Genomic DNA, 13568 nt, shown 5'->3' with positions numbered 1-13568 from the left:
ACAGAAGTAAATGGCTTCTTGGACAATTCGGATAAAATTGGACCTATCTGGCGGATTTTCGCGCGGCTAGAGCCGGATCGTACCCTGGTTGATTTGCGCATACGTCTCCGCGTCCAGCGCGACATAGGCGCCGGTCTTCGGGTCCAGCATGAACAGCGGATCGGAGACCGCGCCGGGATCAAATCCCTCGCGCGCGAGCTCGCCCTTCTTCTGCTTGAACGTCTCGGTCGCATCGAGCTCGCGCGAGATGCGTATGAAGACGGGATGAGCATAGGCGGGCAGGCGCTGTGCGAGATGGGCGGGCAGTGCCTCGACGGCGAAGCCTTCGTTCACCACGATCGCACTCATGCCGGCGCGGCCGTCGGTGCCGGGAATGCCGACGCCGTAGGTGGTGGCGTCGATCACGCCAGTGAAACCCCGCATGGCGTCGTTGACCTCCGAAGTCGCGACGTTCTCGCCCTTCCAGCGAAAGGTGTCGCCGATGCGGTCGACGAAGTGGAAGAAGCCCTTCTCGTCGAGCCGCATCAGGTCGCCGGTGCGGAACCAGGAATCGCCCTTGGCAAAGACATCGCGCAGGATCTTCTTCTCGGTCTCGCTCGCCTCGGTGTAGCCCTCGAAGCGGCCGCCGCCCTCATCCGCCGTGCCGATGCGGCCTATGGCTTCGCCGGCCTCGCCGCGCGCGCAGGGGATACAAAACCCCTCCGCATTGCGCAGCGGGGCGCCGTTATCGGGCTCGAGCTTGACGAGACCGGCAGGGAAACGATGCGCAAGCAACGGCGGAACGCGGCCGATCGCGCCGGGCTGGCCCTCGACGTTGAACAGCGAGAAATTGCCTTCCGTCGCCGCGTAGAATTCGAGGATGCGCGGAATGGCGAAACGCGCCTGAAAATCGTCCCAGATGTCACCGCGTAGGCCGTTGCCGCAGACGAGCCGCAGGCGATGCCGGTTCTCGTATTCCGACGGCGGCGCCTTGAGCAGATAGCGGCAGAGCTCGCCGATATACTGGAACAGCGTACAGTCGTGGCGCACGATGTCGGGCCAGAAATTCGAGGCTGAGAATTTATCTGCGATCACAACCGAGCCCCCGGCAGCGAGCATGCTGCATGGTGCCACGATGCCGCCAACCGAGTGGAACAGCGGCAGGCAATCGTAGAGCCGGTCCTGCGGCGTCGCGCCGGTGAGGCCGGCGAACCAAAAGCCCCAATTGAGGATGCGGCGGTGGCTGATGCTTGCGGCTTTCGGCAGGCCGGTCGTCCCGGACGTGTAGATCAGCAGGGCCCGGTCGTCGATGGTGACGTCACCACGCTCGTCCGGCGAAAGCGGCCGGTCATCGAGGGCGTCGAGCGCGACATCGATCGGACGCTCGCTGCGGGCATCGCCGTGGGTCCAGACCTTTGCTTCCGTCTTCAAGTGCGGCAACGCGCCGGACAGCTCCGCTGCAAGCTCATGCGCAACAATGATGTGAGCGGGCTTTGCGACTCCGACGCAATGCGCGAGCGAGTGCCCGACGAGCTTGGTGTTGATCAGCGCGACCACGCCGCCGACGCGGCTGATGCCGAGCCAGGCCGCGACATAATCGATGCCGTTCGGCATGATCAGCGCGACAGTGCCGCCCTTGGCCACACCGGCCGAGCGCGCCCAGCGCGCATAACGATTGATGCGTTTCGAAAGTCCCTCATAGTCGAGGCTCGCGTCATCGGTGGTCAGCGCAACGCGATCTGGCTGGCGCTGCGCCCAATCGTCGACGACATCGGCGAACAGCCGGCCCGGCAACGTCTCGATCCGTGCGGTGAGCTCGATCGCCTTCAGCCAGATTTTCGAAGCCGAAGGTGCGCGCGCGGCTTTCGGTTGCTCGATGACGCCGGTTGTCATGCCGTTCATTCTTTACGTGTCTGCGGGTTTCCGGCAGCTTAGCTCGCACGCCCTGCCCAGATGTTAAGAGACAAGGTAAAACCGGGTTAGTGCACGATTAACTCTAGTGATCCTTTACCAAACCGGAGGCGATCGAGGTGCGCCGCCTGGCAGTTCTTGCAATAGCAAAGCCAGTTGTCGGGGCGTGAGGCTAGGCGGCTCCGGGCAAACGGGTTAGTCTTTTTGACCCTGCATTGTCCCGGTTGCGAAAGGGAGACGACCTGTGGCTCTCGGCTCGTCTGAATTTCCCGTCCAGGCCGCGCCGTTCGAGCAGCCGCTGACCAATTTTGCCAATGGCCTGAGGCGCGGACAGGTCAAGGTGGTCGCGATCGGCTCGTCGACCACGGCGGGCGAAGGAGGCATCGCGCCCTATCCGCAACGATTGCTGGCGGACCTTCGGAGCATATTTCCGAAGCCCGGGATCGATGTCATCAACCGGGGCGTCGGCGGCGAAGAGGCTCCCAAGGAGCTTTTGCGGTTCAAGCACGACGTCTTCGACCAGAAGCCGGATCTCGTGATCTGGCAGGTCGGCACCAATGCGGTGTGGCAATCGGCCGATCAGAATCCACCGACCTTCGACGAAACCAGGAGGGCCATCGCTGACGGCGTCGATCAGCTGCTTGTGGACGGAGGGATCGACGTCATCCTAATGGATCTGCAATATGTGCCGGCGGTGCTGACGCCGGCCAAGGCCGACAAGGCGAACGCGATGGTCGCAGCGATCAGCGAGATCGCGCATGCAAAGCGGGTCAACGTCTTTCGCCGCTTCGCGCTGATGAAGGGCTGGCACGACGTTGCAAGAATTTCGTTCGACCGCATGGTCGACCCGGGCGACGACAGCAGGCTGCACGCAAGCGACTGGACCACGGACAAGATGACCTGGCAGTTGACCGACGCGATCGTCACCGCGGCCAACGAGGCGCCCCACGGCAGCTAGCCCTGCATACTCCGTCTGATTGACGGCCGAACGGGCGGTGAGCCCTAGCCGCCTCGCTGATGGCGCAAGCGCTGCGGCGGTGCGTTGAACGGATAATACGGATTGAGATCGCAGCTGGCGGAGCGGCCGGAAGCCGTAGCTCGGCACTGCGGCACTGAGGTGAAGGAGCAATCGTACCACTCCCCGCCACCGCCGTTTGCACCGGAATAGACGTGCATGCAGACGGGATAGCGCGGATCGAAGGTCTGTGCATGCGACGGCGCGGCCGTGAGCAGGGCACCGACGGTCATGATCAGGCCGAACAAGCGATGCATGAAAATTCCCCCTGAAGGCCGTTGCGGATCGCTAGTGCACGTTCTTGTGGCGCCGGCGCGGCGGCGGCGGGGGTTGGTCGAACGCATAGTAGGGATTGACGTCGCAGCTTGCCGAGCGGCCCGAGGCCGTGGCGCGGCACTGCGGCAGCGAGGTGAAGGAGCAATCGAAATAATCGCCACCGCCCCCGCCAAAACTACCGGGCGTATAGACGTGCATGCACACCGGGTAACGCGGATCGTAGGTCTGGGCGCTGGCATCTGCCGCCACGAACAGCGTGGCAATTGCGGTCAGGGTCAGGATCGGCAAACGCATGGAGAAATCCTCGAATCTGTCATGTCGGCCATGTCGGCGGCCCGGATGCCGGCCACCTCGTATGGCATAACACCATGGCAGAGGCGACCGTTCCTGCGCGCAGATGACGGCAAGGTGAGTGCGGTGCACTGCGCCCGCTACGCGCCGAGCCCTTGCAACACCAGCCGGTTCAACCTTGCCGCAAACGCCGCAGGGTCCTCCGGCAGCTCGCCGTCTAGGATCTGCGCCTGTTCGAGCAGGAGCAGGCTGAGATCGTCAACCATCTTGGAGCCGGCCTGAGCCTTCGTGATCGCCGTCACCAGCGGATGGCGCAGGTTGATCTCAAGGATCGGCTTGGTGCGCATGCCACGGTTCTGCTGAGACAGGATGCGCTCGAGCTCGCGGCTCGGGCCCTGGCTGTCGGCGACGAGGCAGGACGCGGAGCTGGTAAGACGCGTCGAGGCCTTGACGTCGCTGACGCGCTCGCCGAGCGCGGCCTTGATCACCGCGATGGTGGCGGCCTCGTCGGCGGGCGGCTCGTCCTTTTTCGCCTCGTCGGCTTCGTCGACGCGCGGGATCAGGTCGAGATTGAGATCGCCTTGGCTCAGCGACTTCAGCGGCTTGCCGTCAAACTCCGAGGGCATCGAGGTCCAGAAGGCGTCGACGGGATCGGACAGCAGCAGAACTTCGATGCCGCGCGCAGTCGCCGCCTCGAGCCGGGGGTTCGACTTCAGCCGGTCGATGCTGTCGCCGACGAGATAATAGATCTCGGTCTGGTTCGGCTTGAAACCGGCGACGACGTCCTTGAGCGAGCGCTTCTCGCCCGAGGTCGTGGTGAAACGCGACAGCGCGAGCAGCTTTTCTCGGCGTTCGAAATCCTCGTAGATGCCTTCCTTCAGCACCGCGCCGAAGGCCTCCCAGATCTTCGCGAAGTTCTCCGGATCCTTCTCCGCCAGGCTTTCGAGCTCGGACAGCACGCGGGTCGCCACGGCCTTGCGGATCTGCGCGAGCTGCGGATTGTTCTGAAGCATCTCGCGGGAAATGTTGAGCGGGAGATCCTCGCTGTCGACGACGCCGCGGATGAAGCGGAGATAGCCCGGCAGCAGATCGGCATCGTCAGTGATGAACACGCGGCGGACATAGAGCTTGACGCGCCCCTTGCGGTTCGGTTCGAACAGGTCGAACGGCTTCGTCGAGGGCGCGAACAGCAGCACGGCGTAGGAGTAACGTCCCTCCGCGCGATAATGCAGCGTCATCGCGGGATCGTCGAAGGCGGAGGCGATCTGCTGATAGGCCTTCTTGTAGTCTTCCGGCGTGAGCTCGGATTTCGAGCGCTGCCACAGCGCGCTCGCAGAATTTATCTGACGCGGTTCGCCCCCTTCAGGCACGAGCTCGATGGGGAAGAGGATGTTGTCGGAATAAGCGCCGACGATACGTTCGATCTCGTAAGCTTCGAGATATTTCTTCGCATCGTCCTTGAGATGCAGGACGATCTCGGTGCCGCGCTGCACGCGGCCCGCATCCTCCTCGCTGGCACGCGCGATCTCGAAGCCCGAGCCGCCCGAGGACGTCCAGGTCCAGACGTCGCTCTCGCCGGCGCGGCGGCTCACCACGACGATCTTGTCGGCTACCATGAAGGCGGAATAGAAGCCGACGCCGAACTGGCCGATCAGGCCGAGACCATCCTTGGCCTCCTTGAGCTTCGATACGAAGGCCTTGGTGCCCGAGCGGGCGATGGTGCCGAGGTGGTCGATCAGCTCCTGCCGCTCCATGCCAATGCCATTGTCGGCGATCGCAAGCGTTCCGGCCGTCTTGTTCGGAATGATCCGGATCTTGAGCGCGTCGCCTTCGCCCAGCAGCGCCGGATTCGCGATGGCCTCATAGCGCAGCTTGTCGCAGGCGTCAGAGGCATTGGAGACGAGCTCGCGCAGGAAGATATCGGTCTCGGAATAGACGGAATGCACCATCAGGTGCAGAAGCTCGGAAACCTCGGCCTGGAAGGGCTGCGTATGCACAGCCGTGTCTGACGTCGTCATGCGTTTACCCGGTCAATCCAAAGAGGAAGAAACCCGGGATATAACGCGAGGGGGCAGGGGATCAAGTAGACGTCAGCAATCGCCCTCCGGGCGGAGGGCGACTTGTCCGTGGCCAAAGCCGATCAAGTCACACAGCGGCCGGGTTGGAGCAGCTTTGCGACCTCGGTCAGGGAGCTGACCATCGGCTCGCAGGCGATCGTCGGCTTTTTGCGGCTCTGCTTCTGGTCCGGGAGCAACACCGGCGGCTTGGCGTTGCCGGTCTCGATCACCGCGGGGACCCGCAGCAGCACCGACGTGTCGGCCAGATCGTTCAGCCGCATCGACACGGTGCGGGTCGGAACCTCAGCCTGCTTGATGTCGGCCAGCCGGTCCGCTTTGCTGGAGCGATTGACGTTATGGCCCGGCTTGTCAGCGACCGCCTGCCAGCGGTCGGCCGGATCATGGCCGGAGGCCAGCTGCACGGCGCCGACCTGGACGGCGCCAAGCGTCGCGGCGATCGCGACGGCGCCTAAAAATACCTTTTGAATCTGTGACATGGCTGTCGGTCCCTCGCCCCATGGCGATCGCGGGAACAACGCGAGGAGAGGACCCAGAGTTCTCAGGCGTTAAGATCACTTAACCGTGTGCGAAAAGGCAGGGTGCGAAAAGGATGGCCCCACGAAAAATTTTGCAACCCCCTGGAACGACTTTCAGGGACGGGAGTCGTATCAACAGCCGGCTATTCCCCCCTGCCCCATAAGCCGGCGACGTAGGGCGCGACTGTGGTGATGCCAGTCGCGCCTTACTTTTGTCTGGCGTTCAGTTCGCCTTCCCCGCAAGCCACTCCCGCCCCTCCGCATAGAGCTTCTCAACCTCGGGCCCGGTGAGGCCTGGCATGTCGCGCTTGACCTTGTAGCCGATCAGCTCCTGCATGTAGGCGAGGTGGCGGTAGCCTTCGGGCAGCGCGGCAAGGGCTTTCTGGTCGAGCTGAAGCGTCGCGGAGGGATCAACCGGGTCGATCCGGTCCTTCTCGTAGATCGGCTGGCGGCGGACGATGCCCCATTTTCCCTGCCGCTTCTCCAGGAAATCGTAGAAGCGCCCGGTGCAGACGACGTCGCAGGGCACGTCGTGCACCGGTGCGCGCTGCGAGATGGTCATCTTGGTCTGCGCGATGGCGCGCGCCCCCTCGAGATCGATGCTGCAGCCACCGAGGAAATGCAGGATGCGCACGCCCTTGGCGAACCCCTCCTGGCTGACCCGCATGAAATCCCGCGCCGGCCCCTGAAACCAGGTGGCGGACATCCAGCCTTCCTCGTGCCAGACGGTGGCAAAACGCTCCCAATCGCCGGCATCGCGCCACACCGCCCAGTTCTCGACGAGGTCGCGGATGGCGAGGCGATCGAGGAGTTGCTGGTCCATGAACACGTCTCCGATGGCACCGCGGCTGCAACGGCCGCTGCGCGAGGTATGAGCGGCGAATTCGATGGCCGTCAAGCGTGACAACCGGATCAACAAAAATCCGGCGCACCTTGCGGCACGCCGGATCGGATTTCGTCAAAATGCCGGGCGCTGGCGCCTTCGTTACGCCGCCGGTACCTTCGGCGCGCGGTTGCGGGAGTTGCGCTGGAAGAACAGCGCCTGGCTCGCCACCGCCGACACCATCGCCGGCTGGAACGGTTTCGAGATCAGGAAGGCCGGCTCCGGTCGCTCGCCGGTGAGGAAGCGCTCGGGGTATGCGGTGATGAACACCACCGGCACTTCGAAGGTGCGGAGCAGCTCGTTGACGGCGTCGAGGCCCGACGAGCCGTCGGCGAGCTGGATGTCGGCGAGGATCAGGCCCGGTCGCTTGTTCTTTGCCAGCGCGACCGCATCGGCGTGGGTGCGGGCGACGCCGACGACATTGTGGCCGAGGTTCTTCACCAGGCTCTCGAGATCCATGGCGATGAAGGTCTCATCCTCGATGATCAGCACGTCAGTGGCGATCTCGGCTGCCATCTCACGCCCTGCGGCATCCGCAAGCCGGCGCGTCTCACCGACGTCGGTGCCGAGAATGTAGCCGACCTCTTCTTCCGAAAATCCCTCGAGCGAGAGCAGCAGGAAGGCTTGCCGCGGCAAGGGCGTGATGTTGGACAGCCGCCGCTCCGGCGGCATCGGCAGGTTCGTCACCTCGGAATCGTCGTTGACGGAAACGGAATTCCAGATTTGGGTGAACAGCCGGAACAGGCCGGCGCGCGGCCCGTGGCTCTCGTCGAGCACCGACGGATCTCCCAGCATGGCTTCCAACATGGCTGCGACATAGGCGTCACCGGAGGACTGGCTGCCCGTCAGGGCGCGTGCGTACCGGCGCAACAACGGCAAGTGTTCAGCAACGAGCTGTGAACGGGACATCCCCACTCCATATCATCTTCGGGCCGACCTTGACGTGCAGGCGTTAGGCGGGGGGCCCGGGTTCCCCTGCTGGGCTGATTACGCCTCAGACCAAGAAAAGTTCCGCATGGGGGCGGAACTTTTTCTCGCAGCTCGCATTGAGCCTATCCAGGGAACGGCTCCCGGTTGAGAGAACTTCTCGATTTTACAGCTACTTAACTCGGGGAAACGTGGAACAGGTCATGAAAGATCTCAAGTCTCAAGCCAGCAAAAGCACGACCCCCGGCAAGGGAGGGCTCACTCCGGAGATCCAGTCCCGGATCGGGCACCAGCTGCGCGCCATGTACGACGACGTGGTGCGGCAGGGGGTTCCGGACCGGTTCGCGGAACTGATCAAGAAACTTGATGCGCCGGGAGCGACCCCCCAAGTGGAAAATGGTGGCGGCTCTAACGACAACAATGGGAGGGATTGATGCCTCTCACGGATTCCCTGCGTAACGACATCCTGGCGGCCGTGCCCAGTCTGCGCGCGTTTGCCATCTCGCTCAGCGGCAATGCGGACCGCGCCGACGATTTGGTCCAGGAGACGCTGTTGCGGGCGCTCGCCAACATCGACTCGTTCCAGCCCGGCTCCAATCTGCCGGCATGGCTGTTCACGATCCTGCGCAACCTGTTCCGCTCCGACTATCGCAAGCGGCGGCGGGAAGTCGAGGATGCCGAAGGCAATTATGCTAAGACGCTGAAGACGCAGCCCTCGCAGAACGCCCATCTTGAGTTCGAGGAATTCCGCACGGCGCTCGACAAGCTTCCGCAGGACCAGCGTGAAGCGCTGATCCTCGTCGGCGCCTCCGGCTTCTCCTATGAGGACGCGGCTTCGATCTGCGGCTGCGCAGTCGGCACGATCAAGAGCCGCGTCAACCGTGCGCGCTCCAAGCTCGCGGCGCTGCTCTATGTCGACGGCGCCGAGGATTTCGGGCCCGACGAGACCATTCGCGCCGTGATCGGCGGCAGCGGCGGCTGACGGCCGGCGTCAATCGAACTGAGACCGCGATGAAGGCGGCCGCATCCGCGGCCGTCTTTTCGCGCGAACGGGATCACGTCCAATACGAAGCGTGCATCGCCTCGATCACTCGTCCACGAAGGTCACGGTCTCGGCCAGGCTCGCACGCGACGTCCGGTAGCTGTTGACCTTGTGGGCATTGTCGGCATAGCCGAACGAGATACCGCAAACGATGCGGCGATCATCAGGCAAATTGAAATGGCGGCGGATCAGGCCGGAGTGGCGCGCGAGCGCCGCCTGCGGAATTGTGCCGAGCCCGAGCGCCTGCGCGACCAGCATGAAGTTCGAGACATAGGCGCCGCAATCGATCGCACCGTAGATGCCGAGCGGCTCGTCGGTATGGATGATGGCCACATGCGGCGCGCCGAAGAAATTGTAGTTCTCCAGCGCCTGCTTGGCATAGGCCATCTTGTCTCCGCGCGCGATGCCGAGCGTGTTGTAGAGCTGAAAACCGCTCTCGCGGCGGCGTTCGAGATAAGCGCCGAGATATTCGCGCGGCGGCGTGAAATCATAGTCGTCCCCGAGCCCGCCCGAAGCCTCCTTGTAGATCAGCTTGCGGAAACGCTCCTTGGCCTCGCCGCTGGCGATGACGACCTGCCAGGGCTGGCTGTTGCACCAGGACGCCGTGCGCTGGGCGGTGGTCAGCACGTGCTCGATCGTCGCGCGATCGACTTCCTTGGCCAGGAAGGCGCGCACCGAGTAGCGCTCGTTGAGCAGCTCTTCGAGCACGCCGATGCGGTTGTTATGATTGACTGCAGCGTCCATTGCTTAAGCTCGCTTTCGTGCCCCGGACGCGACGCAGCACGAAGTGATGCGGCGCTGAGGCGGGGCCCATTGTGGCCTGTCTATTATGGCTCTTGGGTCCCGGCTCGCGCTTCGCGCGTCCGGGACACGAGATGTCAACGCCCCTTGGTCGGAATCTTGTTGTACGGCACGTCCTTGTCCACGCGGATGTCGCCCGGCAATCCCAGCACGCGCTCGGCGATGATGTTGCGCAAGATCTCGTCGGTGCCGCCCGCGATGCGCATCGAAGGCGAGGACAGCAGCATCTGCTGGAACTGGCCCTGCACGGTCTCCTCGTCCGTGCCGGTGAGAACGCCGGCCGCGCCCTGGAGGTCCATGGCATAGGTTGCGATGTCCTGTAGCATCATGCCGGAGACGAGCTTGCCGATCGAATTTTCCGGTCCCGGCCGCTCGCCCTTGGACAGCGCCGAGATCGCGCGGTAGCTGGTGTATTTCAGCCCGCTCGACTTCACCGCCCAGCTCGCGAGTTTTGAGCGCACGGCGGGATCGTCGATGGCGAGGCCATCCTCCAGCATCAGGTTGGAGCAGAACTCGAACATCTCCGGGACGCCGGTCGCAAGCCGCGAGCCGATCGACATGCGCTCGTTCATCAGCGTGGTCAGCGACACGCTCCAGCCCTCGCCGATGGCGCCAAGACGCTGGCTGTCGGGAATGACGACGTCGGTGAAATAGACCTCGTTGAACTCCTGCATGCCGTTGGCCTGCTTGATCGGGCGCACCTCGACGCCGGGGCTCTTCATGTCCAGGAAGAACATGGTGAGACCTTTGTGCTTGGGCACATTGGGATCGGTGCGCGCGATCAAAAGTCCGTAGTCGGAATAGTGCGCACCCGAGGTCCAGATCTTCTGGCCGTTGACGACCCAATTGTCGCCCTTCTTCTCCGCGCGCGTGCGCAAGCCCGCGACGTCAGAGCCCGCTGATGGCTCGGAGAACAGCTGGCACCAGATCTCCTCGCCCGCGGCCAGCTTCGGCAAATGGCGCCGCTTGGCCTCCTCGCTGCCAAAAGCCATCACGGTTGGCCCGCACATGCCCTCGCCGATCTGGAACGGCTGCGTCAGCTTGCCATAGACGCCTTCCTCCTGCTGCCAGATCACGCGCTCGATCGGCGTCGCACCGCGGCCGCCATATTCCTTGGGCCAATGCAGGCAGGCCCAATTGCCTTCGGCCTTCTTCTTCTGCCAGGCCTTGCCGACATCGACGATGTCGTGGTTGGCCAGCCGGATGCGGCCGAGCGAGGATTTTGACAGCTCAGCCAAAAACTCCTTCGGCGCGTTGGCCTCGACCCATTTGCGCGCGGTCTCGCGGAAGGCGGCTTCCTGCGGGGTGTCGTCGAAATTCATGGCGGACCTCTTCGTTCTTGCTCTGTCTTAGTCCCTCATGGTGAGTGGCGCGCAGCGCCGTCTCGACCCACGAGGCCCCCGTTGGGCCTGCATCCTTCGAGACGCCGCGCTCCGCGGCTCCTCAGGATGAGGATCATCAGCCTCTTCCCTTCGTCAGGATCCTGTTGAACGGCACGTCCTTGTCGACACGGATGTCGCCGGGCAGGCCCAGCACCCGCTCGGCGATGATGTTGCGCATGATCTCGTCAGTGCCGCCTTCGACACGGGTTCCCGGCGCGCGCAGCAGCATCGCCTGGAAGCGGCCGGCGAGTTCGGAATCTTCGGCACCGCTGATCACACCGGCAGCGCCTTGCAGATCCAGCGCATAGGTCGCGACATCCTGGATCATGGAGCCCGCGACCAGCTTGCCAATGGAGTTCTCCGGTCCCGGACGCTCGCCCTTCGACAGCGCCGAGATCGCGCGCATGCTGGTGTATTTCAGTCCGCTCGCTTTCGCCGCCCAGCTCGCCAGCTTCGCGCGCACCGCGCGGTCCTCGATTGCCGGGCCATCGTCCAGCATCAGGCTGGAGCAATATTCGAACAGCTCGGGGAAGCCGGTCGAGACGGCCGCGCCGATCGCGCTGCGCTCGTTCATCAGCGTGGTCAGCGAGACGTTCCAGCCGTCACCGACCTCGCCGAGGCGCTGGTGATCGGGAATGCGGACGTTGGTGAAATAGACTTCGTTGAAGTCGGAAGCGCCGCTCGCCTGCTTGATCGGCCGCACCTCGACGCCAGGGCTCTTCATGTCCAGGAAGAACATGGTAAGGCCCTTGTGCTTGGGCACGGTCGGATCGGTGCGGGTGAGCAGAATGCCGTAATCGGAATAGTGCGCGCCCGACGTCCAGATCTTCTGGCCGTTGATCACCCAGTCATCGCCATCCTTCTCGGCGCGCGTGCGTAGGCCCGCAACGTCGGAGCCGCCGGCGGGCTCGGAGAACAGCTGGCACCAGACCTTTTCGCCGGAGGCGAGTGGCGGCAAATAGGCGCGCTTATGCTCCTCGCGCGCGAACGCCATCATGGTCGGCCCGCACATGCCGTGGCCGATGATGAACATGCGGGATAGCTGGCCGAACGGCCCTTCTTCCTGCTGCCAGATCACACGTTCGATCGGCGACGAACCGCGGCCACCATACTCCTTCGGCCAATGCAGGCAGGCCCAGCCGGCATCTGCCTTCTTCTTCTGCCAGGCCTTTGCCACTTCCAGAATGTTGGCGTTCTTCAATTGCGTGCGGCCGAGCGAGGACTTGCGAAGCTCCTCCTCGTACTGCTTGGGCGCATTTGCCGCGATCCAGGCGCGAGCCGTGGCGCGAAATTCGGCTTCTTGCAGAGTGTCGTCGAAGTTCATGACGTTGCCTTTCGCCTACGCCGCGTTCTTCTTGCGCATGCGGTCGATCAACTGGTCTTCCCAATAGGACAGGCTGCCGAGCCCGAGCGCCATCGCGTTGGCGCGGCGGTAGTACATGTGGCAGTCGAACTCCCAGGTGAAACCCATGCCGCCGTGAACCTGGATGTTGTTCTTGGCGCAGTGCTGGAACGCCTGCGTCGCGCTGATGCGGGCCGCGGCGGCGGCTTCCGGCAGCTCCGCGGCGTTGGTCGAGAGCGCCCAGGCGCCGTAATAGCTGTTGGAACGCGCCAGCGTTGCCGACACGTACATGTCCGCCAGCATGTGCTTGACGGCCTGGAACGAGCCGATCTGTCGCCCGAAGGCGATGCGGTCGAGCGCGTAGTCGCGGCCCATCTCCAGCGCGCGGTCGGAGCCGCCCACCTGCTCGAATGCGCAGAGCACCGCAGCGCGATCGAGCACTTGAGTCAAGATGCTCCAGCCTTCGCCGGCCGCGCCCAGGGGCTCGGCCTTGCAATCCCTGAAAGTGATCTCCGCCTGCCCGCGGGTCGGATCGAGATTGGTCAGGCTTTTCACCTCGACTCCGCCGGCCCTGAGATCGACAATGAACAAGGAGATGTCGCCGTCGCGTCCGCTCGATCCCGTGCGTGCCGCCACCACCGCGAAGTCGGCGATCGTACCATCGGCGACCGGCTTCTTGACCCCGTTGAGCACGCCATTCGCAGCCGTGAGCTTGACGTTCTTCGGTGACGGATTGCCCTTGCCCTCGAACAGCGCCAGCGTGCCGATCGCCTCGCCCGAGGCAATGGCCGGCAACCATTTTTTCTTCTGCGCGTCACTGCCCGCGATCAGCAGCGCTTCGGCAGCCAGGTAAACAGTCGAGGAGAACGGCACCGGTGCGTTCGCCCGGCCCATCTCTTCGGCGATCACGCAAAGTTCGAGATGACCGGCGCCGGCGCCACCAAAATCCTCGGGAATGGCGACGCCGAGAAAACCCATCTCGGCGAGGCCTTTCCACAGCTCCTTGTCGTACGGCACCTTGCCGTCGAGGACTGCGCGCACTGCCTTGGGTGGGCACTTCTCGGTGAGGAATTTGCGCGCCTGATCGCGGAGCTGCTTCTGGTCGTCGGAGAAATCGAAATTCATG

At 63.8% G+C, this 13568-nt stretch carries 14 protein-coding genes; 3 read left to right on the top strand and 11 right to left on the bottom strand.

Translation table 11 applies throughout. The features are described from left to right. Positions 1 to 66: 66 nt before the first annotated feature. The gene (locus IVA93_RS04060; protein WP_018453300.1) at positions 67 to 1881 is read right to left on the bottom strand and encodes a long-chain-acyl-CoA synthetase; all 1815 of its coding nucleotides are present in this window, start codon (positions 1879 to 1881) and stop codon (positions 67 to 69) included. A gap of 253 nt (positions 1882 to 2134) precedes the next feature. On the opposite strand from IVA93_RS04060, the gene IVA93_RS04055 reads away from it, so the two are divergent. Then, a complete protein-coding gene (locus IVA93_RS04055) occupies positions 2135 to 2848 on the top strand; it encodes an SGNH/GDSL hydrolase family protein (RefSeq protein WP_018453299.1) in 714 nt (237 codons plus the stop codon). A gap of 44 nt (positions 2849 to 2892) precedes the next feature. Here the strand turns inward: IVA93_RS04055 and IVA93_RS04050 are convergent, their stop codons facing one another. The 6 genes from IVA93_RS04050 to IVA93_RS04025 form a co-directional block, all read right to left on the bottom strand. Then, positions 2893 to 3162: a DUF3551 domain-containing protein gene (locus IVA93_RS04050; protein ID WP_007597230.1), complete on the bottom strand. Its 270-nt coding sequence runs from the start codon at positions 3160 to 3162 to the stop codon at positions 2893 to 2895. Between the two features lie 31 nt (positions 3163 to 3193). Further along, positions 3194 to 3475: a DUF3551 domain-containing protein gene (locus IVA93_RS04045; protein ID WP_018453298.1), complete on the bottom strand. Its 282-nt coding sequence runs from the start codon at positions 3473 to 3475 to the stop codon at positions 3194 to 3196. A gap of 137 nt (positions 3476 to 3612) precedes the next feature. Beyond that, entirely contained in the window at positions 3613 to 5490 is a 1878-nt protein-coding gene (gene htpG / locus IVA93_RS04040; RefSeq protein ID WP_247299309.1) for a molecular chaperone HtpG, read from the bottom strand. Positions 5491 to 5612: 122 nt separating this feature from the next. Continuing rightward, positions 5613 to 6026: a hypothetical protein gene (locus IVA93_RS04035; RefSeq protein WP_018453296.1), complete on the bottom strand. Its 414-nt coding sequence runs from the start codon at positions 6024 to 6026 to the stop codon at positions 5613 to 5615. A gap of 262 nt (positions 6027 to 6288) precedes the next feature. Next, positions 6289 to 6888 carry a nuclear transport factor 2 family protein gene (locus IVA93_RS04030; protein WP_026232506.1) on the bottom strand — a complete coding sequence of 200 codons (600 nt, stop codon included), beginning with the start codon at positions 6886 to 6888 and terminating at the stop codon, positions 6289 to 6291. 162 nt (positions 6889 to 7050) lie between these two features. After that, positions 7051 to 7857 (bottom strand): response regulator, encoded by an 807-nt coding sequence (locus IVA93_RS04025; protein ID WP_007597237.1) that lies wholly within the window; start codon positions 7855 to 7857, stop codon positions 7051 to 7053. Positions 7858 to 8078: 221 nt separating this feature from the next. On the opposite strand from IVA93_RS04025, the gene IVA93_RS04020 reads away from it, so the two are divergent. Then, positions 8079 to 8309, top strand: coding sequence for a NepR family anti-sigma factor (locus tag IVA93_RS04020; RefSeq protein ID WP_026232505.1), 231 nt, complete (start codon positions 8079 to 8081; stop codon positions 8307 to 8309). Further along, positions 8309 to 8857, top strand: a complete 549-nt coding sequence (locus tag IVA93_RS04015; RefSeq protein WP_007597240.1) for a sigma-70 family RNA polymerase sigma factor — start codon at positions 8309 to 8311, stop codon at positions 8855 to 8857. The genes IVA93_RS04020 and IVA93_RS04015 overlap by 1 nt, the downstream gene beginning before the upstream one ends. A 105-nt stretch (positions 8858 to 8962) precedes the next feature. On the opposite strand, the gene IVA93_RS04010 is transcribed toward IVA93_RS04015, so the two are convergent. From IVA93_RS04010 to IVA93_RS03995, 4 genes are all read right to left on the bottom strand, one after another. After that, positions 8963 to 9661: a nitroreductase gene (locus tag IVA93_RS04010; RefSeq protein ID WP_018453292.1), complete on the bottom strand. Its 699-nt coding sequence runs from the start codon at positions 9659 to 9661 to the stop codon at positions 8963 to 8965. Between the two features lie 134 nt (positions 9662 to 9795). Beyond that, positions 9796 to 11040: an acyl-CoA dehydrogenase gene (locus tag IVA93_RS04005; RefSeq protein WP_018453291.1), complete on the bottom strand. Its 1245-nt coding sequence runs from the start codon at positions 11038 to 11040 to the stop codon at positions 9796 to 9798. Positions 11041 to 11176: 136 nt separating this feature from the next. Next, on the bottom strand, positions 11177 to 12424 hold the full coding sequence (locus IVA93_RS04000; protein ID WP_018453290.1) for an acyl-CoA dehydrogenase: 1248 nt from the start codon (positions 12422 to 12424) through the stop codon (positions 11177 to 11179). Between the two features lie 15 nt (positions 12425 to 12439). Beyond that, positions 12440 to 13567, bottom strand: coding sequence for an acyl-CoA dehydrogenase family protein (locus IVA93_RS03995; RefSeq protein ID WP_018453289.1), 1128 nt, complete (start codon positions 13565 to 13567; stop codon positions 12440 to 12442). Position 13568 lies beyond the last annotated feature (1 nt).

Source organism: Bradyrhizobium sp. 155, assembly GCF_023101105.1.
Taxonomy (GTDB): domain Bacteria; phylum Pseudomonadota; class Alphaproteobacteria; order Rhizobiales; family Xanthobacteraceae; genus Bradyrhizobium; species Bradyrhizobium canariense_D.
This window is presented reverse-complemented; position numbering and strand designations above follow the sequence as displayed.

What these genes read in the sequence shown, in the direction of transcription:
- IVA93_RS04060 (WP_018453300.1), bottom strand. Translation starts at nt 1,881, where the DNA reads ATGAACGGCATGACAACCGGCGTCATCGAGCAACCGAAAGCCGCGCGC.
- IVA93_RS04050 (WP_007597230.1), bottom strand. Translation starts at nt 3,162, where the DNA reads ATGCATCGCTTGTTCGGCCTGATCATGACCGTCGGTGCCCTGCTCACG.
- IVA93_RS04045 (WP_018453298.1), bottom strand. Translation starts at nt 3,475, where the DNA reads ATGCGTTTGCCGATCCTGACCCTGACCGCAATTGCCACGCTGTTCGTG.
- htpG (WP_247299309.1), bottom strand. Translation starts at nt 5,490, where the DNA reads ATGACGACGTCAGACACGGCTGTGCATACGCAGCCCTTCCAGGCCGAG.
- IVA93_RS04035 (WP_018453296.1), bottom strand. Translation starts at nt 6,026, where the DNA reads ATGTCACAGATTCAAAAGGTATTTTTAGGCGCCGTCGCGATCGCCGCG.
- IVA93_RS04030 (WP_026232506.1), bottom strand. Translation starts at nt 6,888, where the DNA reads ATGGACCAGCAACTCCTCGATCGCCTCGCCATCCGCGACCTCGTCGAG.
- IVA93_RS04025 (WP_007597237.1), bottom strand. Translation starts at nt 7,857, where the DNA reads ATGTCCCGTTCACAGCTCGTTGCTGAACACTTGCCGTTGTTGCGCCGG.
- IVA93_RS04020 (WP_026232505.1), top strand. Translation starts at nt 8,079, where the DNA reads ATGAAAGATCTCAAGTCTCAAGCCAGCAAAAGCACGACCCCCGGCAAG.
- IVA93_RS04015 (WP_007597240.1), top strand. Translation starts at nt 8,309, where the DNA reads ATGCCTCTCACGGATTCCCTGCGTAACGACATCCTGGCGGCCGTGCCC.
- IVA93_RS04010 (WP_018453292.1), bottom strand. Translation starts at nt 9,661, where the DNA reads ATGGACGCTGCAGTCAATCATAACAACCGCATCGGCGTGCTCGAAGAG.
- IVA93_RS04005 (WP_018453291.1), bottom strand. Translation starts at nt 11,040, where the DNA reads ATGAATTTCGACGACACCCCGCAGGAAGCCGCCTTCCGCGAGACCGCG.
- IVA93_RS04000 (WP_018453290.1), bottom strand. Translation starts at nt 12,424, where the DNA reads ATGAACTTCGACGACACTCTGCAAGAAGCCGAATTTCGCGCCACGGCT.
- IVA93_RS03995 (WP_018453289.1), bottom strand. Translation starts at nt 13,567, where the DNA reads ATGAATTTCGATTTCTCCGACGACCAGAAGCAGCTCCGCGATCAGGCG.